Annotated in this window: 22 protein-coding genes and 1 pseudogene; 11 read left to right on the top strand and 12 right to left on the bottom strand. The window is 43.1% G+C overall.

Going from position 1 to position 19,406, the window contains the following annotated elements:
* Positions 1-256: 256 nt before the first annotated feature.
* The 3 genes from ACFGVS_RS14375 to ACFGVS_RS14365 are packed head-to-tail and all read right to left on the bottom strand — an operon-like array spanning position 257 to position 1,281.
* Positions 257-400, bottom strand: a complete 144-nt coding sequence (locus ACFGVS_RS14375; protein ID WP_439699121.1) for a hypothetical protein — start codon at positions 398-400, stop codon at positions 257-259.
* A 3-nt stretch (positions 401-403) separates the two neighbouring features.
* Positions 404-943, bottom strand: a complete 540-nt coding sequence (locus ACFGVS_RS14370) for a hypothetical protein (protein ID WP_439699120.1) — start codon at positions 941-943, stop codon at positions 404-406.
* 32 nt (positions 944-975) lie between these two features.
* The gene (locus tag ACFGVS_RS14365) at positions 976-1,281 is read right to left on the bottom strand and encodes a hypothetical protein (protein WP_439699119.1); all 306 of its coding nucleotides are present in this window, start codon (positions 1,279-1,281) and stop codon (positions 976-978) included.
* Positions 1,282-1,500: 219 nt separating this feature from the next.
* On the opposite strand from ACFGVS_RS14365, the gene ACFGVS_RS14360 reads away from it, so the two are divergent.
* A complete protein-coding gene (locus ACFGVS_RS14360; RefSeq protein WP_439699118.1) occupies positions 1,501-2,034 on the top strand; it encodes a hypothetical protein in 534 nt (177 codons plus the stop codon).
* Positions 2,035-2,189: 155 nt separating this feature from the next.
* Here ACFGVS_RS14360 and ACFGVS_RS14355 read toward each other — a convergent pair whose 3' ends face one another.
* From ACFGVS_RS14355 to ACFGVS_RS14345, 3 genes are all read right to left on the bottom strand, one after another.
* On the bottom strand, positions 2,190-2,321 hold the full coding sequence (locus ACFGVS_RS14355; protein WP_439699117.1) for a hypothetical protein: 132 nt from the start codon (positions 2,319-2,321) through the stop codon (positions 2,190-2,192).
* Between the two features lie 94 nt (positions 2,322-2,415).
* Positions 2,416-3,783 carry a right-handed parallel beta-helix repeat-containing protein gene (locus tag ACFGVS_RS14350; protein WP_439699116.1) on the bottom strand — a complete coding sequence of 456 codons (1,368 nt, stop codon included), beginning with the start codon at positions 3,781-3,783 and terminating at the stop codon, positions 2,416-2,418.
* Positions 3,784-3,950: 167 nt separating this feature from the next.
* On the bottom strand, positions 3,951-5,210 hold the full coding sequence (locus ACFGVS_RS14345) for an NAD(P)-binding domain-containing protein (RefSeq protein WP_439699115.1): 1,260 nt from the start codon (positions 5,208-5,210) through the stop codon (positions 3,951-3,953).
* A gap of 127 nt (positions 5,211-5,337) precedes the next feature.
* On the opposite strand from ACFGVS_RS14345, the gene ACFGVS_RS14340 reads away from it, so the two are divergent.
* Both ACFGVS_RS14340 and ACFGVS_RS14335 read left to right on the top strand, forming a co-directional pair.
* Positions 5,338-6,090, top strand: a complete 753-nt coding sequence (locus tag ACFGVS_RS14340; RefSeq protein WP_439699114.1) for a hypothetical protein — start codon at positions 5,338-5,340, stop codon at positions 6,088-6,090.
* Between the two features lie 188 nt (positions 6,091-6,278).
* Positions 6,279-6,902 (top strand): NUDIX hydrolase, encoded by a 624-nt coding sequence (locus ACFGVS_RS14335; RefSeq protein WP_274211861.1) that lies wholly within the window; start codon positions 6,279-6,281, stop codon positions 6,900-6,902.
* A 79-nt stretch (positions 6,903-6,981) separates the two neighbouring features.
* Here ACFGVS_RS14335 and ACFGVS_RS14330 read toward each other — a convergent pair whose 3' ends face one another.
* A complete protein-coding gene (locus tag ACFGVS_RS14330) occupies positions 6,982-7,683 on the bottom strand; it encodes a carboxypeptidase-like regulatory domain-containing protein (RefSeq protein ID WP_274211862.1) in 702 nt (233 codons plus the stop codon).
* Between the two features lie 159 nt (positions 7,684-7,842).
* Here ACFGVS_RS14330 and ACFGVS_RS14325 point away from each other — a divergent pair, with 159 nt between their 5' ends.
* On the top strand, positions 7,843-8,121 hold the full coding sequence (locus ACFGVS_RS14325; RefSeq protein WP_439699113.1) for a type II toxin-antitoxin system RelE/ParE family toxin: 279 nt from the start codon (positions 7,843-7,845) through the stop codon (positions 8,119-8,121).
* Between the two features lie 14 nt (positions 8,122-8,135).
* Complete coding sequence (locus ACFGVS_RS14320; RefSeq protein WP_090643300.1) at positions 8,136-8,447, top strand: HigA family addiction module antitoxin; 312 nt, start codon at positions 8,136-8,138, stop codon at positions 8,445-8,447.
* Between the two features lie 88 nt (positions 8,448-8,535).
* Here the strand turns inward: ACFGVS_RS14320 and ACFGVS_RS14315 are convergent, their stop codons facing one another.
* From ACFGVS_RS14315 to ACFGVS_RS14305, 3 genes are all read right to left on the bottom strand, one after another.
* Entirely contained in the window at positions 8,536-9,528 is a 993-nt protein-coding gene (locus tag ACFGVS_RS14315) for a LiaI-LiaF-like domain-containing protein (protein ID WP_090643304.1), read from the bottom strand.
* A 2-nt stretch (positions 9,529-9,530) separates the two neighbouring features.
* Positions 9,531-10,124 carry a PspC domain-containing protein gene (locus tag ACFGVS_RS14310; protein WP_274211864.1) on the bottom strand — a complete coding sequence of 198 codons (594 nt, stop codon included), beginning with the start codon at positions 10,122-10,124 and terminating at the stop codon, positions 9,531-9,533.
* Positions 10,125-10,356: 232 nt separating this feature from the next.
* Positions 10,357-11,061: an SDR family oxidoreductase gene (locus ACFGVS_RS14305; protein ID WP_090643312.1), complete on the bottom strand. Its 705-nt coding sequence runs from the start codon at positions 11,059-11,061 to the stop codon at positions 10,357-10,359.
* Between the two features lie 214 nt (positions 11,062-11,275).
* On the opposite strand from ACFGVS_RS14305, the gene ACFGVS_RS14300 reads away from it, so the two are divergent.
* The 6 genes and pseudogenes from ACFGVS_RS14300 to ACFGVS_RS14275 all read left to right on the top strand — a co-directional run bounded on the left by ACFGVS_RS14300 (position 11,276) and on the right by ACFGVS_RS14275 (position 16,711).
* Complete coding sequence (locus ACFGVS_RS14300; RefSeq protein ID WP_090643317.1) at positions 11,276-12,007, top strand: MlaE family ABC transporter permease; 732 nt, start codon at positions 11,276-11,278, stop codon at positions 12,005-12,007.
* Positions 12,004-12,756, top strand: coding sequence for an ABC transporter ATP-binding protein (locus tag ACFGVS_RS14295; RefSeq protein WP_090643324.1), 753 nt, complete (start codon positions 12,004-12,006; stop codon positions 12,754-12,756). The genes ACFGVS_RS14300 and ACFGVS_RS14295 overlap by 4 nt, the downstream gene beginning before the upstream one ends.
* A gap of 126 nt (positions 12,757-12,882) precedes the next feature.
* Positions 12,883-13,234: pseudogene (locus tag ACFGVS_RS14290) on the top strand (four helix bundle protein).
* A gap of 260 nt (positions 13,235-13,494) precedes the next feature.
* The gene (locus ACFGVS_RS14285) at positions 13,495-14,385 is read left to right on the top strand and encodes a class I SAM-dependent methyltransferase (RefSeq protein ID WP_439699112.1); all 891 of its coding nucleotides are present in this window, start codon (positions 13,495-13,497) and stop codon (positions 14,383-14,385) included.
* Between the two features lie 124 nt (positions 14,386-14,509).
* Positions 14,510-15,577 carry a hypothetical protein gene (locus ACFGVS_RS14280; protein WP_439699111.1) on the top strand — a complete coding sequence of 356 codons (1,068 nt, stop codon included), beginning with the start codon at positions 14,510-14,512 and terminating at the stop codon, positions 15,575-15,577.
* Positions 15,578-15,745: 168 nt separating this feature from the next.
* The gene (locus ACFGVS_RS14275; RefSeq protein ID WP_439699110.1) at positions 15,746-16,711 is read left to right on the top strand and encodes a Gfo/Idh/MocA family protein; all 966 of its coding nucleotides are present in this window, start codon (positions 15,746-15,748) and stop codon (positions 16,709-16,711) included.
* A gap of 521 nt (positions 16,712-17,232) precedes the next feature.
* Here ACFGVS_RS14275 and ACFGVS_RS14270 read toward each other — a convergent pair.
* A complete protein-coding gene (locus ACFGVS_RS14270) occupies positions 17,233-18,081 on the bottom strand; it encodes a metallophosphoesterase family protein (RefSeq protein ID WP_090643338.1) in 849 nt (282 codons plus the stop codon).
* A gap of 52 nt (positions 18,082-18,133) precedes the next feature.
* On the bottom strand, positions 18,134-19,375 hold the full coding sequence (locus ACFGVS_RS14265; protein ID WP_439699109.1) for an alkaline phosphatase family protein: 1,242 nt from the start codon (positions 19,373-19,375) through the stop codon (positions 18,134-18,136).
* Between the last annotated feature and the right edge of the window lie 31 nt (positions 19,376-19,406).

The following is a 19,406-nucleotide window of genomic DNA, read 5'->3' as shown; positions in this document are numbered from 1 at the left end:
ATATACAGCTATTAAGTTAACAGAAACAGAATGAAAAATAATATCGAACACTGAATTTCGAATATCCAACACAGAAGTTTTCATTCATTGTTCGAAATTGGATCTTCCCGCTCGCCCTTGTTGGTGTTCTCCTCCGTTCCGCCCTTGTTGGTGTTCTCCCCGCACTTTGTTGGAGTTGTCTCCAACAAACTCGTGAAGTGTTATTTTATTGTGTTGTCCAAATTCGCCAATCCTTTTTGATAAGGTTACCAACAAGTCAGTCATTATCAAAAGGCGTTTTTATAAGCGCACGTTTCCACAAGTACGCCGCCGGAACCGAAGTTGTTAGAGACAACTCCAACAACGGCTTGGGAACGGCTTTGGACGATAGCGTAATTACTTCTTTTCTGAGTAGGATCATTTTTTAAATATGACAATCCACAATTTTTACTTCGCAACCAAGGCGGTCTTCAAATTCGGCTATAACGCTATCTTTTAATTCGGGCCAGTTCCAGAAGGTAAAGCCCAGGTTGCTAAAGCCCCAGGTTGGTTCAATGTCATAGTCGTTAAGGTCGGCAACCTGGTTACATAGCGGGCAGGTTAGGCTGGGGTTGCCTTGGTCGTGAAAATCATTAAGGTCCCAGCCAGCTTCTAAAATATCATCGCCGCAATTGGGGCAAACAAAGCTATCGAGGCCATTTGCACCGGCATGAAAAACGGTATTTTCGGTAATTACTTCAAGGCCGCAAACAATCAGGCCGTAGGGGAGGTCTCCGGGCTCGTCAACCACAGCTTTGGCGTTTTTGCCAATAGGATAGCCAAGGCCCTTGCCCAAAATACAGTCGGTTTTTACCGGTTCCACAGCCCCGATACCAATGAGCCAGTCGACAATTGTTTTGGCTTTTATCAATCTATCGGGATATTGGGTAAGTTTAGGAACTATGGAGGTACTGTTATCGCTCATGAGGGTTTAAATTTAAACCAATATAAGAATTGTTATTTTGGGGTAAGGTAAAAAAAACAAAGTTCTCGTGTTCCCTTCCCGTCAGCAGAGCAGCTTCGGGCGAAAACGGCCAAAACGATGGTGGCATGTGCGGTTGCAGGGCATAGGAAGTTTTTGCGGTTGGGGGGCGTGAGCTTAAGGGCAAAATAAATCCAGCCCAGGTTTTGGCCGTTTTGCAGGGCAAAGGCCCGTGCGGCAAAAGCCTTTCTGCTGACAGCCTTTTTGGTTACTTTTGTGGCGACAAAAGTAACAGCCCTCCCGCGGCAATTGAGCGGGCCAATGTTGTCGGTTACAAACAAATAATGTTAGAACCCGTACCTACGGTTCTTTTTTTTCGAATGTTTGTTTTCAACGGCGATCCGTTCTACTTCGAACTGATATAACGGGAAATCCTGTTTACAGGTAGTCTCTACGAGGCAGAATGTCACAGATACTGATAAAAGGTGCTTCCCTCATACCACGGCCAGTCGTTAAATTCATAACCAACTTATTGCTTATCTTGGCAAACATCAATCATCATGTTGCACCAACCTTATTCAACTATGCCGGGAGCCTATCAATTAGAAAAATACCTGTTCACAGATGCCGACTTTGACACGATGAACTGGCACGACTGCCATGTCCATTCATTCTGTTTCAATGACGATGATGAACTATTGCTGGATATCGACTATATGTTTGAATGGGTACAACCAAAAAAGGGAAGTAAATATTATAAGTTTTGGATTGCTCCCTGCACCTTAATCTTCGAAAACGTTCAACAGGTTGAGTTTGAATTGGACGGCGGACAGCCCATTATAGATTTTATCCAAAGGGAAAACCCTCAAGCAACCATAGCTGCCGAATACCTGGGCAGGGAATTTGAATATGATTGGGATATGGTGATGGTTAACGGGGAGATGACCTTTAAGTCGGCAGGCTTTAAGCAATATGTTAGGCAGGCGCCAATTCTTATCCGCGAGCAAAAAATCGGGCTGAAAACCAGGGGCGGGATTTGCTTTGACAGGTTATCCATTCCGGAAATGAACCAAGAGCCAGGAATCAAGAGTTAATTGATTTGCTGCTAACCTGGCGTACGTGTCAACGATAAATTGATGGGTAGTCTTTAGCCCAAAGTCTTAAGTTCTAAGTCAAAAAAAGAAAAAAACAACAACTTTAGATTTACCACTTAGTACTGTCGACTTATTGCCGTAATATTTTGTTTTACTTAAAAAATGTTAACTACCAGTTGTGTACCACCCCGTACCAGGGTGTACCACCCCGTACCAGGGTGTACCAGGGCGTACCAGGGTGTACCAGGGCGTTTCAGGGTGCACCATGGCGTACCAGGGTGTTTCATCCCGTACCGGTACACACACCTTGCTGCTAAAAAAACGCCCCCAATCCTTCCCGCTTAGGCGATAGTAAATCCCTTTAGTTTATCGCGGAATATATCAATACTCGGTGGCCCCAATGGCAAAAGCATCGGCAGATGGGCGTTGGGTGCCATAATAGTCAAATTCTACGCCATATGATAAAACGTTTGCCCCGGCATTAATAAGCGGAGAGGAAGACAGTAAATGGAAATCATCGTCAGCATAATTTACAAATTGACATGCGCTTACATCGTTGGCTACATAATTATTTGAAGCCGTAAGCTTAACATAGCTGCTTTTTTTAATTATTGGAAGTACCAGGTCCGACTGGATAATTGCGTTGTTGATTACGGTGTTCATCGGGATAGTTTCGGAATTTAATTTTATACCACCCAACGCCGAACCAATGATGGTATTATTAATAAACTGGAAATTGGGCCCCGGCGTGTATCTGGAATCTGCAAAAATGCCATAAGCTTTTGAATTAATGATGTAGTTATTAAACACCAGGTTATCCCCAAGTCCCAGTACAATAATTCCGTTGCCGGGTGCATCCTTAATCACGTTGTTATAACATTTTCCTCCGGTACCTTCGCCAATTTGTATACCGTTATTTTGATAGGAGGCAAAAGGGCTTACCCCAGGTGTTTTAACCGTATTGTTATAAATTTCGCAGCCTAAAATAGCACTGCCAACCTGGATCCCTTCGGCGCCGGTAGAATCGGTTATATTTTTGTATAACTTAACATTCACCACATCGCCCGGCCAAACCTTACCGCAGGAAAGCGACACGCCGTTGGCATAAAACGAATTACCAACATAAAATCCTTCGCCACCTGTTTTGTGAACATAATTGTCATGAAGAATTACGTTTTGCATAGTGAAATGGCCGCGCCATGTTGTTTCATCACAAGTTGGATCTGTTTTGGCCATAATGCCTGCAAAGCCACTATTACGCACCTCCACATTCGCGATTTCAAAATCTGAGCTCAGGTTATCCATCGTCATGCCGATGTTGCCGCCATTGATATCAAACCCATACTCGGTATCGGGATCGCCATTTCCCAGTATCTTAAAATACTGGCAATTTTGTGTTTTAAAACCATATGAAGCAGTAACAGCGGTTGAAAAAGTTACTTTACCGCCCTTATTAATAATAACGATGGGGGCAGCCGCAGTCCCTTTAAAGTTTTTAAGCAGTAAAGCGCCTCTTTTACCGGCGGGGATACACACGGTTGATCCCGCTGGTATGTTAGTGCCGTCAACCATCCATTCAGAGGGCTGAATGGTATAGGTGCAGTCGGTAATAGCTAAAGACGAAAATTTGGCGTTCGTAACCGAAGGCGTGCTCAGCGGCCCGTCAATTTTATTTTTGGTACACATCGCGAACGATGACACAACTAACATACCGGCGATGGCACGTATCAGGTAACTTTTATTTTTCATGTATAAATTAAAAATGGGGCTTAAAATATACCAGATTCAAAGAATCATCCTATTTTAGGCATTCCTGGCTTTCAAAAGAAAGTTCTTATACGTGACATTTCGTGAATAGTTACCTGGATGCGGGCATCGGGATATCCATAACGGCAAAGGACTTAACGAAGCTAAACCTACTCCATCATTAGTCTTCTGATCAATTCGGCACTTTGGGCTTTGCCTTCTTCCAGCCTGTGGCTGAAAAAGGATTGTACTTCGTTGAAGTGTTTTTTGTAGCCCTCCATATCGCCGTAACCAATAATGGCCGACCATTCCCTTACTGCCGAGTGGAACTCCAGGTCATCGCCGCGGATGGTTTTATCGTAAAGGGCGGTTTCGATGGATTCTTCTAACAGTTCTTCGTTTTTAAACAGGTATTCGGCAATGCCAAGCCTCAGCCGGAAGGGCGGGGTTTGGCAAATGAGGTTATCATAAGGGTTTACCCCCAGGTGGTACCAGGCATCAACCATACTCAGGATACTCAGGTGCGAGTTGGGTTTCTGGTGATCGGCATGTTGCGATAGCGAAAACTCTTTCATCACGGTATCACTCAGCATAATAGGTTTGCGGCTTTCATGAAAAACAAAATCGCGTGCCTTATACAGCCGCTCCCTGAAGGTTTGCGCTTCTTCTTTGATCATCAACTTAAATAATTCCGACTCTGACTCCGAGTAGCGTTTTACCTGCTGGCGGGCGTACGGGTTTAAAATGGCCAGGCCTGCGTATACGTGCGCCTTATAGCTAAAAATACGCAGGGTGGTCAGTATCTTCACATTGTCTATACCGCCCAGGTACGATGCGTTTTCCCAGGGGAAAAAGCCCGCAGCTTTCCAGGCGGTGCCCATACTTTCAAAACCTACGTGCGTAACAGCCTGGGTATCGGCTACAATTTTATCGTGCTCGTGGTAATCGGCAATCTCCACAATGTCGCTCCCAATAGCTGTAAATAAATCGTACATACGCTGGTACGCATCCGCTTTGGCCCGGTGCGGAATCAGAATAAGTGTTTGCCCTTTGGGTTCAAAACCCGGCCCGTGCATGGCATGAAAAGTAATGATTTGCACATCGGCGGGCAGGTATTTTTCAAATATGGCTATTTCGGGGTGTTTTACCGACGTTTGGCCGGCCACAATAGCCCCGTACTTGGTGAGCGGGCCGCACTCGGCTACTACCTGTTCCAGTTTGTCGGCCTCAACCGAGTAAATAACCAGGTCGTTTGTGCGGGATACATCGCGCGCGCTATCCATTACAGTGATGCCAAAGGGGCTAAGTTCCTGTTCCAGCTTGTCGCGGTTTTCGGGTAAATCGCAGCCGCAAACGGTGTAACCTGCTTTTGCAAAAGCCTTTGCGTACAAACGCCCCATATCGCCCAACCCAATGATACCTATATTCATGCTGCTAATATAAGTATGAGTAGCAAAATTCCGTATGAAACCTTACATTAGCGATCAGAAACGTACAGGATAATAAAATAAAAACCATTAAAATCCTGTTTTGTTAATAACAGGTACCTAATTTTACATGATGAACAAGCATTCTATATTCCGTATCTCTGTTTTAATGGTCATAATTTTAGGCATCAGTTGTATGGGCTTTGCCCAGGATACTGTTAAAAAAGCTGCTGCTAAACCACCTGCCGTCAAACCTGCCATTGTAAAACCGGTGGTGAAATATGGCGCGGCCACACCCGCAGGTACTGCTAAACCTGCCATCACTCCCCCAAAATACAACTATCAACCCCGCCCTACAGCTGCCGATTCGGCCCTGGCCAAAGACAAAAGCCTGAACGGACAATATCAATACCTGTTAAGTAAATTATACCATTACCAACAGCCATTGGTATCGGCTTTATGGAAAAACTTACAGGATACTTTAAAAACGGAACGCCGTAACCTGAAAGAAGCCCAGGCTAAATTGGCCGCGCAAACACAGGATATTACCGGCCTTAAAACCGATGTGGCAACTAAAAGCCAAACCCTTTCCGAATCAAACGCCAAACGCGATGAGATAAAACTCGCGGGCATAAGCTTTACCAAAGCCACCTATAATTTAATGATGTGGGGCCTGGTAATTGTTTTTGGGCTAACGGCAGCCATCGTAATAGCCCGGTCGGGCGCACACAGCCGCGAAGCAAAGTACCGCATAAAATTGTACAACGAGCTTGATGAGGAATACAAAGCCTACAAAGTGAAATCCAACGAAAAAGAAAAGAAACTGGCCCGCGAGTTGCAAACCGAACGCAATAAGCTGGATGAGTTGCTGGGAAGGGGATAGGCCTTTAGATGTGCAGATTTCAAATTAACTGCGTTAAGGGCTGCGCCGTTTCAGATGTGCAGATGTTTTCTCATTGTTACGTCGAACTTGTTTTGGAATCCCACGTGCTAAACACTCATTAAGTAGGCAACCTTTCATATGGGATGCTGAAATAAATTCAGGATGACCTTTTCTTATAATTTCCTTTGATGAACAATACCCAACTTTTAACACTTATCACCCGCCTGCGGTCGGTGGCCGATGTGGGCTTGCTGTATGCCAAAAACGAATATGATATTGAACGCTATGCCGAGTTACAGCATATAGCAATTGAAATGCTGGATAATGTTACCGGTTGGGGCGAAGATGATATTAAGTTTAACTTCCCGATGCCGGATGATTACCCTACAGCTAAGGTTGATGTACGCGGGATGTTATTAAATGCCGAGGGTAAAATATTGCTGGCTAAGGAAAGCGCCGACGGCAAGTGGAGCCTGCCGGGTGGCTGGGCCGATGTAGGCTATAGCGCCAAAGAGGTAATTGTTAAAGAATTTGAAGAAGAAACTGGTTTAACGGTAGTTGCCGATAGATTATTGGCCGTATTTGACAAAAAAATGCACCCTCACCCACCGCAGCCCTTTTACGTTTACAAAATGGTGTTTCATTGCAAAGCGGTAACCAATGCCGTAAAACAAGGATTCGACATGCTGGATGTTGAATATTTTGACGTCGATAACTTACCCGAACTGTCAGAAGACAGGATATTGAAAAGCCAGATAGAATTGCTTTATCAAAAGATCATCAACGGGGATTTGGCGGCGGAGGTTGATTGATTCCGGATTATTAAGACTTACGAAGTTTCAAAAACTTCGTAAGTCTATGATCGACTATAAACTGCCGACTGCAAACCGCTTACTGCAAACTGCCCGGTGCCGGTGCCAGTTTAGGTAAAACCTTTTTGTTAGCAGGCAAAGCCTGGTATTTTTTATAAGCGTCATTAATGTAAGCCGTCATGCTTGGGGCATTGTTGTTTTTAAGGAAAGCATAGCTTGGACGATATAACGACATGAAGTTTTCCAACTCGGCACCCCGTAGCGGTATTACGCTTTTTACATAATCTACATTAAATGCTTCATCAATTTGCCTTTCTTCTTCTTCGCGTTTAAAATATCTTTTTAAACGTCGCGCATCTTTACCCTCTTTACTGAACCAGGTTGACGGAGACATTACAGATACCCTGCTTTTGGTGTAAACCTCGGGGTATTCTTTACGCGGATCGAAAGCTTCCCTGGTGGCACTTACATTTACCTGCCTTAAAGATATGGTTTGCGATATCATATCTATCCGTTTTGGTCTCATATCTGTAATGTACAAAGTGTCTGATACATAGCCAGGTGCATTAAATATCAGTGTATGGCCAGTTGCCGTGCGGATGCTGAAATTGCCGTTGTTATCAGTAATTGTGATCTGTTTGTTGGTGACATCTTTTACAAAAACGTTAGCCAGTTTTTCATTTTTGCTTTTTTCGTAAACCGATCCTTTTAACACATCCTGGGCTTGTATATGTGCAGATACAAATAGGCCAATTATCAATATTAGGTAGTTCGGTTTCATGGTAGTTGAATTATGCCGTAAAATAAACTTATTTTTTGAGCATATGGTTTTCAATTTAACATATTTAAATATGGATGGTGGTTTAATGACAAAGGGGTGAGAGATAAATATTTATTATCAAAATATTGACACCTGAAACGTTTCTCGTTACATTTGTAAATGATCATTAGCATTCGGCATAAAGGGTTGCGGCTATTTTTTGAAAAAGGGGATGCATCAAGGTTAAATGCTCAACACGTAAGTAAGATCAGATTAATCCTTACCCGTTTAAACGCTGCAAAAACTATAGCCGATATGAATGTTCCGGGATATGGACTACATCAGCTAAGCGGCGAATTGAAAGGCTTTTGGGCTGTAAAAGTTGATAAAAATTACCGGATTATATTTCAGTTTATTGCTGAAGACGCTTTTGAAGTTGATTATTTAGATTGTCATTAACAAGGAGAAAAAAAATGCAGATGTTTGACCCAGCCCACCCGGGCGAATTAATCCGTGAAACCCTTGAAGGGATAAGGGAAGAAACAGGAAAAAAATTAACAGTTGAGCAGGTTGCCACCGGCCTGGGAACAACCCGTAAAACATTGTCGGCTATAATTAATGGCAAACAGAGTATTAGTTCAGATATGGCATTGCGCCTGAGCGCAGCCTTTAATACAACACCTGAGTTTTGGCTGCACGCGCAGGAAAATTATGATCTGGCCCAGGCCCGCAAAAAGTTCGACATAAAAAAGGTTACTGTTTTTTGGCATCCGCAGGTCGCTTAAAAATTTCTGCCAAAAAAAAACCGCCTCATTTTCATGAAGCGGTTAATAGAATATATATTAGTTCTGTCCCGGTAATGGTTGGGCAGGTTTAATAACGGTTCACTTTAAAATCAGATATGCCACCATTCATGTGGATGTATATCTTGTTTTTGGCAGCATCAAAACCTGGGGTTTCATAGCTGTTATCATTCTTTTTGGTAAAGCCCTCAAATTCATTTGATGATAAACCTGTGTTGGCATTTATACTGCAAGCGGCATCTTTAGGCACATTAATAATAACCTCTGATACACCTGTAGATACCTCTACGTTGGTGCTTGCCAGCGGTGCGCCAAGCTTTACTTCAAATGAGGCTGCACCACCTTTTAAAGTTACACTTTTTATTTTAAATTTACTTAAATCGAAATCTAATTTTGTTGCACCTGTTTCAACATAAATGTCCCAGATGGGGTTCGGGTTTAGTTTGATATCTGCCAGGTTCGATTTGTTGTTATCAGAGTCAAAATGCCAGCCCTTATTGCCCTTCATTTTAAAGTTCAACACATACACAGAATCTTCTTTGTTGGCATTAAATTCATATTTGCCGTAAAATTCTTTTGTTTCTGCTTTAAATAGCTGGCTGGTGGTATCATTTAAAGTATAAGTAGTAGCACCTCCATTGATATTCAAGCGGGCAAATTTAGCATCGGCGGTGTAATCTTTATTAAAAACACTGCTGCCTTCAATTTTTGTCACGCCATGATCGGTGTTGGTGCTGTCGCTGTCATCGTTACTGTCGTTGTTGTCGTTATCATGGTCGTCGTCAAAGTTGATAAAAGTGCTGGGCCAAAAATGATAGCGGTTACCAAAGTTGCCAAACAGTAGCAGCGAGAATCCACCAATTATTACGGCCAGTTTTACTACAGTCGCCAAAGGCGACCGGTTACCTGCAAATACCAGGTTTACGCCGCCTATAATTAAAAATATAGGCCATAGGTAAAGTATATTCATCCATTGAAAATGGAAGATATGGAAGTTATGGAGCAGGAATATAGCTCCTATGCATACCAGGATTGTTCCGGGAATAAGTCTGTCGGTTTTCATGGTTATATAGTTGGAGGAGTGTTATTAAAATTATCGTCTTTTTTCTCTTCTGTATTCAGCGGTTGTTCAGTTGCATTTACTTCGGGCTCAGCAGTTGTATTCTGCCAGCCTTCTTTTTCCCATGGCTGCCTTTTTTGTCCGGATACTATCATCGCTAAGCCGCCAACTACCAGGATTGCGGGCCATAGCCTTGCCACGTGCCAGAAACGAAAGATGCCCAATTCATGAAACAGGAAAACTGCCCCAAAAAATATAAGGATGCAGCCAAAAATGATACCGGCTGGTGTTGACGTTTTTTTAGGGAACGCAGGTTCAAAAGGAGTGCCCGGATTTGCAGGTGCGTTGGCGTCAAAAGGGGTAAAAGGCTGTTGCGGCGGTACCCGATAATCAACATTGGGGTTAAAGTAGCCTGCACCTTTGTTCGGTATAACTATCCACAATACAATATAAGCCATAAAGCCGGTTCCCATAAATATAAAGGTGAGTACAAATAGTGCGCGTATAATAGCAACATCCATATCAAAGTACTCGGCCAGGCCGGCGCAAACGCCGCCTATTTTCTTCCGGTATTCATCCCGGTAAAGTTTCTTTTCCATAATTTTATTTAAATATCGTTCAGTTGTGATTGTTTGATGATATAAAGGTATATATGGTGGCTCAAAACGCCTATATATTATAGGTTAGCAGGGTCAACAAGTCGGTGAACTGCCGTGTTTCAGCGGTGAAAAAGTTCTAAGTCCGAAGTCTTGAGTCGTAAGTCTCAAGCTCTAAGTCTTAAATCAGGGAGAAGAACTTTTAACCTTCAACTCAAAACTTCAGACTTAAGAGCTACAATTGGCCTGGCGCAGGTTTAATGATAATCTCATCCACATTGGCCCCGGGGCTCATCCTGTAAATATTGATGATTGCCGATGATATGTCTTCGGGCAAAACCATGGTATTTTTATCCACCACGGCATCCTTCCATGAATCTGTCAGGGTTGATCCGGGAATTATTGCCGTTACTTTTACGCCATGCTCCTGCGTTTCAAGCCTCATTATTTTTGTTAAACCCAGTAGCGCGTATTTGGTTATGCTATAGCTGCCGGCCTGTACAACGGGGTTTAATGCAGCTACCGAGCAGATGTTAAAAAAATGTCCCTTATGTGCCGTTATCATGGTTTTGCCAAAAAAACGATAAAGTTCATAAGTTGGCATCAGGTTGGTTTTTAGCTGTTTATCAAATGTGTCATCTGCATCGTCCAATATGCTCGATGGGATAAAAGTGCCCAGGTTGTTTACCACCACATCAATAAAACCGAGTTCCTGCTGCGCGGCGGTGGCGAAGGCTAATAATTGGGCCTTATTGCTTCCATCTGCAACCTTTGCAAAAACTTTAATACCAGGGTTTGACCTGTTAAGCAGGTCTGCGAATTCAAATAATTCTTTTTCATTTCGTGAACAAATTGCCACGTTTAATCCTTCATTGGCGAAGGCTACGGCAATGGCGCGGCCCATGCCTTTTGTTGAACCGGTGATGAGGGCATTTTTCATGATGGCGTACTATATTTTTTTAGTTAAATGTTCGTTATTGCAGCGTCCGGGTTAGTGGCACCGCTTTTATTTGCTTTTGTTAAAGCTTTACGGCGCTAATTTACGTAAGCCATATTAATAGCTTGCAAAAAGCGCCTATTTTAGGCAATTAAACAATAGCGGCTGGGATGCTAAATTTAAAAATGTAATTTTATCCAATTTTTAACATATACCTATGATTCAAAGTTTAGGCAGATATATACTTTTATTACGTTTAAGTTTTCGAAAACCCGAAAAATTTTCGGTGTACTGGGCCGAAGTAATGCGCGAAATGGTTTCGGCCGGCATCGGTTCTTTGGGCATCATCATGATCATCTCGGTTTTTATTGGTGCAGCTGTAACTATTCAAACTGCTTTTCAATTAATCAGCCCTTTAATCCCCAAATCGGTTGTGGGGGGTATCACCCGCGATAGTATGATTTTGGAATTTAGCCCTACTATATCATCGCTGGTACTGGCCGGCCGCATTGGCTCAAGCATGGCATCGCAAATAGGTACCATGCGCGTTACCGAACAGATAGACGCTTTAGAGATCATGGGGGTAAATGCTCCCGGTTATCTGATATCGCCCAAGGTAATTGCGGGTGTTACCATGTTTCCATTATTGGTAATTGTATCTATATTATTGGGCTTTATTGGTGGTTACGTTGCCTGCTTTACATCAAGCGAGGTGACTACTGATGATTTCCTGATTGGTTTGCCTGATGGCTTTAACACGGTAATTATTACCGTATGCATGGTTAAGGCAGTTGTGTTTGGCTTTATTATTACTACCATATGCAGTTACCAGGGCTTTTATACATCGGGCGGCGCGCTTGAGGTAGGCCAGGCTGCAACTCGCGGGGTTGTATTTAGCTGCGTAATGATACTCATGTTCGATTTAATTATCTCCCGCCTCTTCTTATGATAGAAATACAAGACATCTATAAAAAATTCGGAGAAAATGAAGTACTTAAAGGCATCAGCTCCACTTTTGAACCTGGCATTAATAACCTTATAATAGGCGGATCGGGATCGGGGAAAACAACACTATTGAAATGTATAGTCGGTCTGCACGAACCAAGCAAGGGCGATGTGCTTTTTAACGGCGAAAACTTTACCGATATGGGTTTTGAGCAGCGTGTGCCAATCCGCACACACATAGGCATGCTTTTTCAAAACTCGGCTTTGTTTGATAGTATGACTGTGGAGCAAAACATCATGTTCCCCCTTAATCTGTTCACCAATCAATCAAAGGCCGAAAAACGCGACCGCGCCAATTTTTGCCTGGAGCGTGTTAATCTTGCCGGTAAAAACAAGCTTTACCCATCCGAACTTTCGGGCGGTATGAAAAAGCGTGTGGGTATTGCCCGCGCTATATCCATGCAACCCAAATACCTTTTTGTTGATGAGCCAAACTCGGGCCTCGACCCGGTAACTTCTATCCTGATAGATGACCTGATAAGCGAGCTTACCGTAGAGTATAACATGACCACGGTTGTAGTAACCCACGACATGAACTCTGTAATGGGTATAGGCGACCATATTGTTTTCCTGCACCAGGGTAAAAAATGGTGGGAGGGAAGCAACAAGGAAATTGCCCACACCGACAACAAAGAACTTAACGACTTTGTATTTGCCAGCCGGTTTATGCGGGCAGCGAAGGCGAAATTATAAGCGAGTATCAAGTAGTTAGTATCAAGTATCAAGATTTTTTGATGGTTAGTTCGAATTAATTGCCAATATACAATCTTTAAAAACGATACAAGCGCAGGTGCGTTGATACTTGATAATAGAAAAGATATGCACAATTTTAAAGAACTAAAGGTTTGGAAAGCAGGCATAGAGATATCGAAGATTACCTTTCAATTGTGTAGAGCGTTTCCATCCGAAGAAAAATATGGGTTGATTTCACAAATGGTTCGTGCAGGCATTTCTATCCCCTCAAATTGCCGAAGGATGCGGCAGAAAATCAAATAAGGAATTATATCAGTTTTTAAGTATTGCCTTAGGTTCATCCTTTGAATTGGAAACACAATTTATAGTTGCCAAAGAATTTGGTTATATCACCCAAGAAACATTAGATGCTGTCTGTATTCAGATCACCGAGATTCAAAAGATGATATACGGTTTTCAAAAAAGCCTCAACGTTTAGTTAGTATCGAGCCGCAAGTACAAGATTTTGATCGGATTGGCCATGAAGCGATTCAGTATTCAAATCTCTTATCCAAAAAAAGATACTAAATTTGCGCCAAACAAGTGTAGCTGTCTTGATACTAAAAAAGTAATTTGCGCCAGACGAGTGCAGTAGTCTTGATACTTGATACTAACTACTTGATACTAAAAAAGATAATTTTCGCCACACAAGTGCAGCGGTCTTGATACTTGATACTAACTACTTGATACTAAAAAAGAATGATTCAACTACTTACCCCAACGCACTGGAAAGATTACGAGCTGATTGATTGCGGCGATTTTGAAAAGCTGGAGCGTTTTGGGAATATTATATTAATACGCCCCGAGCCGCAGGCGGTTTGGAGCAAAGGCTTGCCTGCTTCTGAGTGGCAGCGCTTACACCATATCAAATTTAAAGGTCGGTCGGCAACCGCAGGCGACTGGGTGAAAAAAGACCAGAAAACGCCCGACCGCTGGCACATTGAATATAAGAACAATGATGCAGCCATTAAATTCCGCCTGGGTTTAACCTCGTTTAAACATTTGGGTATTTTTCCTGAGCAGGCGGTTAACTGGGATTACATAACCCAAAACATTAAGCGTTTTAAAACCCCGCAGCCCAAAGTACTTAACCTGTTTGCTTATACAGGCGGGGCTTCGCTGATAGCGCAGGCTGCCGGTGCGGATACCACACACGTGGACTCAATTAAACAGGTAGTTACCTGGGCCAATGAAAACCAGGAAATATCGGGCTTGAGCAATATCCGCTGGGTGGTTGAGGATGCACTTAAATTTGTAAAGCGCGAGTTAAAACGTGGCAAAAAATACAATGGCATTATCCTTGACCCGCCTGCTTACGGCAATGGCCCTAACGGCGAAAAGTGGAAACTGGAAGATAACATAAATGAGATGATGGCCGATGTGATGCAGTTACTTGATCCTGAAGAGCATTTCCTGATCCTGAATACTTATTCGCTTGGTTTTTCATCAGTAATTATAGAAAACCTGATCAAAAGTGCTTTTCCCAAAGTTCAAAACCTTGAAATTGGTGAGCTTTACCTGCAGGCCACCGCTGGGGCAAAACTACCACTTGGAGTTTTTGGAAAGTTTCATAAACTTAAAGGTAATTAATTATCAATATTTATATTTGCCGCAAACTAAAGCGGCTTTTATTGCTTTATAAGTAGCTGAAAATTAGTTTGCATTTACAATACATCTTACATACACCTGCCATTTACCGAACTTCAAAAGACACATGAAATTAAAAAACGTCCTACTATCTGCCACCCTGCTCTTATCGTCTATTATACTATTACCGGGCTGTTCGCAAAACGACAAAACCGGAAAAACCGATAGTAAGAAAGCCGCCGCTAAAACCGATGCGGCCAAAGCCGAGGCTGCGGATACCCTCAGCATAAAAAAATCAGATTATCCGCCGATTGATAAAAAATTGTACGATTCGCTAATGAAATTCAATGCTCATGGCGATACTACAGGCAGGTGGCCGGTAAAAAACACACCATACCCTATAGGCGGTGCTATTTTGCCATTTAAACGTGTAGTAGCTTTTTATGGCAACTTATATAGCAAAAAGATGGGTATTTTGGGCGAATTACCTCCAAATGAAATGCTTGCCAAATTAAAAGGTGAAGTAAAACATTGGGAAAAGGCCGATCCTAAAACACCGGTGCAGCCAGCTTTACACTACATCGCAGTAGTAGCACAGGGCGATGGAGGTAAAGATGGTAAATTCCGCTACCGGATGCCGTTTAAACAAATTGACAGTGTGTTGGTATTGGCAAAAAAAGCCCATGCCATTGTATTTTTAGATGTGCAGGTTGCTTTAAGCAATATACAGGCCGAGTTGCCTTTATTAGATAAATACCTGGCTATGCCACAGGTTCATTTTGGTATGGACCCTGAGTTTTCGATGAAAGATGGCAGCAAGCCTGGCCGTAAAATCGGGACTTATGACGCGGCAGATATCAACTTCGTATCAGACCACCTGGCAAAAATTGTGAAGAAAAACGGCCTGCCTGCAAAAATTTTAATAGTTCACCGCTTTACCAAAAAGATGGTGACCAATTACAAAAATATCAAGTTACATCCCGAAGTGCAGCTGGTAATGGATATGGACGGCTGGGGCGAACCTGATTTGAAAACGGGTACGTACCGTTATTTTATTAACCAGGAGCCAGTACAGTTTACAGGCTTTAAATTGTTTTACAAAAACGATATCAAAAAAGCCCCTCACCACATGTTAACACCAGAGGAGGTTTTATCAAGATATAAACCGTATCCTATTTATATTCAGTATCAATAGGTTGTAAGTGTGACGTTTTACGTTGTACGTTTTATGTAGTACGTTACACAGTAAGCAATACAAAACCCGTAAACCCATCAGTTTACGGGTTTTGTATTATATATATTTGCTGTTAATAACGTACGACGTACAACATAAAACGTACAACTTTTTACTTATTAAACTATTATGATCAAATGGGGCATTATTGGCTGCGGACGGATAGCCCAACGGTTTATGCAGGGCTTTGCGGCGGTTGATGGCGTGGCGTTGATGGCATCTTACTCAAGGCGTGCTGTTACGGTTGATGACTTTGTAAGCAAGTATGGCGGTGTGGCCTGTTATAGTATTGACGATTTGCTGGCAAGTGATATCGATGCCGTTTATATTGCAACGCTGCCGGATAGCCACGCAGCATACAGCATTGCTGCCCTTAAGGCAGGGAAGCATGTGCTTTGCGAGAAACCAGCCACTGTAAACTTAGCCGAACTTGATGAGGTTTTAGATGTGGTTAAGGCAACAGGCTTATTATTTATGGAGGGAATGAAACCGCCCTTCTATCCTTTATATACCAAGCTGAAAGAATACCTGGCAACAGATCCCATTGGGGCGGCCGGTTATGTAAGAGCCGGGTCGGCTGTTGCCGATTGCCCGCCCGATCATCCAAATTACAGTCTCGAACTTGTTGGCGGCAGCTTGATGGGTATAGGTATTTATGAAGCTTTTTTGGCGATAGACTGGCTTGGCGATTTGCAGGATGTACAAACCATGGGGCGATTTGGGCAAACGGGTATTGATATGTTTGCCATATTCCAGACGATGCATAAAGGCGGGTATTCACAGTTGTATGCGGGTTTCGATTTGCATGGTAAGGGCGATGCGCTGATAGCTGGTCCGCTTGGCCACGTAACCATTCACAAAAACTGGTGGAACCCGGCGAGGGCTACCATTGATTATTTGGATGGCCGTTCGGTTGAAATTAATGAACCTTTTACTGCGGGAGGTTTGAACTACGAACTGGAACACTTTTGTAATTTGATACGGAGCGGACTAACAGAAAGCCCGATCATCCCACATCAAGTGTCGCGCCAGATGATTGATATGATAAATAAGGCAAGGGCGCAGGTGGGGTTGAAATATCCTTGTGAAAAATAGAGTCAAGAGTTAAGAATGAAGACTTTAAGCCGTGTCCCAACTGTCGCGGGGTTTTAAACCGTGACCAACCTGGTTTCAGCTTTCAGCTGAACCGCGAAGCCACAGGCTTCGGCCAGGTTTACCCACGAGTTACGCTACGCTAACCTCGCGGGAGATAAGGTTAACATAACTTAACACATTTTAGATGTATTTTTTATAAATAATTGATAATCAATATTTTGTATTTTATCATGGTTAACACTGTACTGATCGCGCAACTTAGGCGCATCCAACTATTTGTGCGGGTTGTTGGCCAACACGGGTACGTTTGATACCTCAATCATTTAACAAGTATCATGCAATAAAAACAATGTATCGTTTGATGCTTATATATTCCCGACGCTATAAGCTTATTCCGTTAGCGCTAACTGTCGTGGAGGGTAACCCGTGACCAAGATTGTTTCAGCTTTCAGCTGAACCGCGAAGCCACAGGCTTCGGCCAGATTTACCCACGAGTTACGCTGCGCTAACCTCGCGGGAGATTAAAATTTATTTGAATTCAGCACCGGGTTTTGGCTGGCATTTACCTGGTAGGTATAAATAGCGTTTTGCTCATCAATCTCCACTATCCGGTATCCCTTATAGTCGGTACCCCAGTTGCCGCCAATATGGGAGTCGAAAAAATGCGGGAATTTGTTGCCCGTGTAACGCACGCCATCCAGTAAATGATCGTGCCCGTGAAAAGCGGCTTTTACGTTGGGATATTTATGAAGTAATTCGATAGTTTCGGGGCAATCCACAAACACATCGTTTTTATTCCAGTTTATCGGCGGGATATGTAGCACCACCAGCACAATTTTTTTATCGGTAAACTTATCAAGGGCGGCTTTTATAAATACGTTGTCGGGGCAAATGTAGGTTCCCTTAGTATCGGCAGTATTGGCCAGTACAAAACCAATATCGCCAAACTCAATGGTGTACTTATCCTCGTAACCAAAACTGTTTTTCCAAACCGAGGCATCGGCAAAATCATGGTTGCCCGGGATGGTATGATAGGGCACACTCAATTTATCAAAATATTGTGATTTAATTTCGGGCAGCAGGTCGGGTCGGTTATGCACCAAATCGCCGTTTATAATCACCATATCCAAATGATTTTTATCGTGATCCTGGTTTAGCCATCTAACCATATTGCCCGTGTTGGTGGCAAAATCAGTGCCGGGCTGGCCGTAGTGAATGTCGGACACGAGAGCGAAGCGCAGTTTAAGTTTGCTATTACGCTTGCGCAGATAGCTGCCGTCTGTATTGGCGAATGAGTTAACGGCCGGTAATAAAGTTAAAGCCGCCATGCCTGTAAGGCTTGTGCCTATGAAGTTTCTGCGTGTGCTCATTTAATGAATGTTGAATTTGAAAATTTTTAGATAATGATGTTCTCCCTTGAATCTATTTCACAATCACCCAACGGTTAACCGTATTCAATTCGCCTTCAATAGCAACTTTGTAGAAGTTAGACGGCATGTTTTTTACATCGATTAAAGCATGTTCGGTAGTAACCGGGACTTCAGCCAATAATTTATATTCATCGGCTTTGCCTTCTTTATAATTATTGGCGGCGGCTACCCATATTTTTACTTTGCCTTTGCCGTCCATGGCTTTCCAGCTTACATCAAGCAAACCCTGAACTAAATTGGCTTCGGGCTGGGCCACAGATACCGCGCCGATGAGCGAAATTCCATCTGCCTCGCGCAATTGTGCTTCAGGGACTTTTACATTTAAAAAGCTATTGATGGATGGGGTAATATCCACAATACCGGGTGTATAATACTTAGCGTAATTGTTTAAAGGCCTGTAGCTGGTTACCATCCAGGTGCTGCGCTGGCGGGTGCTTTGGCCGCCATGGCCTTTACCGGTTTGCTCATCGCGGCCATGGTCGGTAGTTACAAATATCACCCAGTCCTCTTTAAAGTTTTTTTGGCGATATTGCATAGCCTGCCAAATGCGGCCAACCTGGGCATCCATTTTTTCTATCGCGTCATAATATTGCGGGCTATCGCCATAACGGTGGCCCATATCATCGGTGTATTCCAGGTATACCCATGACAAATCGGGCGCTTTATCTTTAATACAAGTTGCTGCCGATGATGCTACCTGCTCGTCTATCAGGTGCATGTAATTACCGGCTTTATCGTGCGGGAATTTAACGGTATCCAATTCGTAGCCATCGTAAGCGTAATCCGGGTGGATGTTGCCGGCGGCGGGCAGGTTATCACCAATGAGTTTGGTGCGGTTATCTGTCCAGCTTGAAAATATGGCGGTTTTTTTACTGGGATATGCGTTTTTAAACATCCGGAAAATGTCCCAGTAATTGTAGTTGGGCGCTTTAATATCGTTGCCCCAAACATTGTGTTTATTAACCCACGTAGCGGTAAGCAGGCTGTTATAGCCGTTGGCAGATATGGTTGGCGTTTGTGAATAGCCGCCTTTTTCGCCTCCAACATGAGCCCGTAAATAAGCCCCCTGCGCGGCTATTAGTTTAAGATTGGGTGTGTTTAGTTTTTCGATAACATCGGCCGGAATGCCATCAGCAATAATAAATACAGCTTTTTTAACACGCGTTTGGGCGTTTAAAGTAATGGTTGCCAGGCAAAGCAGGCTGAGGAATAATATTGGAGTACGCTTTTGCATTATAATATATTAATGTGCTAAGCTAAGATGA

It is taken from the genome of Mucilaginibacter sediminis (genome assembly GCF_051903035.1).
Classification (GTDB): domain Bacteria; phylum Bacteroidota; class Bacteroidia; order Sphingobacteriales; family Sphingobacteriaceae; genus Mucilaginibacter.
Note: the sequence above shows the minus strand (reverse complement) of the source record. Positions and strands in the feature narration are given on the sequence as shown.

Excerpts from the sequence above, each read along its gene's own strand:
- ACFGVS_RS14375 (WP_439699121.1), bottom strand. The coding sequence starts at position 400 with ATGATCCTACTCAGAAAAGAAGTAATTACGCTATCGTCCAAAGCCGTT.
- ACFGVS_RS14370 (WP_439699120.1), bottom strand. The coding sequence starts at position 943 with ATGAGCGATAACAGTACCTCCATAGTTCCTAAACTTACCCAATATCCC.
- ACFGVS_RS14360 (WP_439699118.1), top strand. The coding sequence starts at position 1,501 with ATGTTGCACCAACCTTATTCAACTATGCCGGGAGCCTATCAATTAGAA.
- ACFGVS_RS14355 (WP_439699117.1), bottom strand. The coding sequence starts at position 2,321 with ATGAAACACCCTGGTACGCCATGGTGCACCCTGAAACGCCCTGGTACA.
- ACFGVS_RS14350 (WP_439699116.1), bottom strand. The coding sequence starts at position 3,783 with ATGAAAAATAAAAGTTACCTGATACGTGCCATCGCCGGTATGTTAGTT.
- ACFGVS_RS14345 (WP_439699115.1), bottom strand. The coding sequence starts at position 5,210 with ATGAATATAGGTATCATTGGGTTGGGCGATATGGGGCGTTTGTACGCA.
- ACFGVS_RS14340 (WP_439699114.1), top strand. The coding sequence starts at position 5,338 with ATGATGAACAAGCATTCTATATTCCGTATCTCTGTTTTAATGGTCATA.
- ACFGVS_RS14335 (WP_274211861.1), top strand. The coding sequence starts at position 6,279 with ATGAACAATACCCAACTTTTAACACTTATCACCCGCCTGCGGTCGGTG.
- ACFGVS_RS14330 (WP_274211862.1), bottom strand. The coding sequence starts at position 7,683 with ATGAAACCGAACTACCTAATATTGATAATTGGCCTATTTGTATCTGCA.
- ACFGVS_RS14325 (WP_439699113.1), top strand. The coding sequence starts at position 7,843 with ATGATCATTAGCATTCGGCATAAAGGGTTGCGGCTATTTTTTGAAAAA.
- ACFGVS_RS14320 (WP_090643300.1), top strand. The coding sequence starts at position 8,136 with ATGCAGATGTTTGACCCAGCCCACCCGGGCGAATTAATCCGTGAAACC.
- ACFGVS_RS14315 (WP_090643304.1), bottom strand. The coding sequence starts at position 9,528 with ATGAAAACCGACAGACTTATTCCCGGAACAATCCTGGTATGCATAGGA.
- ACFGVS_RS14310 (WP_274211864.1), bottom strand. The coding sequence starts at position 10,124 with ATGGAAAAGAAACTTTACCGGGATGAATACCGGAAGAAAATAGGCGGC.
- ACFGVS_RS14305 (WP_090643312.1), bottom strand. The coding sequence starts at position 11,061 with ATGAAAAATGCCCTCATCACCGGTTCAACAAAAGGCATGGGCCGCGCC.
- ACFGVS_RS14300 (WP_090643317.1), top strand. The coding sequence starts at position 11,276 with ATGATTCAAAGTTTAGGCAGATATATACTTTTATTACGTTTAAGTTTT.
- ACFGVS_RS14295 (WP_090643324.1), top strand. The coding sequence starts at position 12,004 with ATGATAGAAATACAAGACATCTATAAAAAATTCGGAGAAAATGAAGTA.
- ACFGVS_RS14285 (WP_439699112.1), top strand. The coding sequence starts at position 13,495 with ATGATTCAACTACTTACCCCAACGCACTGGAAAGATTACGAGCTGATT.
- ACFGVS_RS14280 (WP_439699111.1), top strand. The coding sequence starts at position 14,510 with ATGAAATTAAAAAACGTCCTACTATCTGCCACCCTGCTCTTATCGTCT.
- ACFGVS_RS14275 (WP_439699110.1), top strand. The coding sequence starts at position 15,746 with ATGATCAAATGGGGCATTATTGGCTGCGGACGGATAGCCCAACGGTTT.
- ACFGVS_RS14270 (WP_090643338.1), bottom strand. The coding sequence starts at position 18,081 with ATGAGCACACGCAGAAACTTCATAGGCACAAGCCTTACAGGCATGGCG.
- ACFGVS_RS14265 (WP_439699109.1), bottom strand. The coding sequence starts at position 19,375 with ATGCAAAAGCGTACTCCAATATTATTCCTCAGCCTGCTTTGCCTGGCA.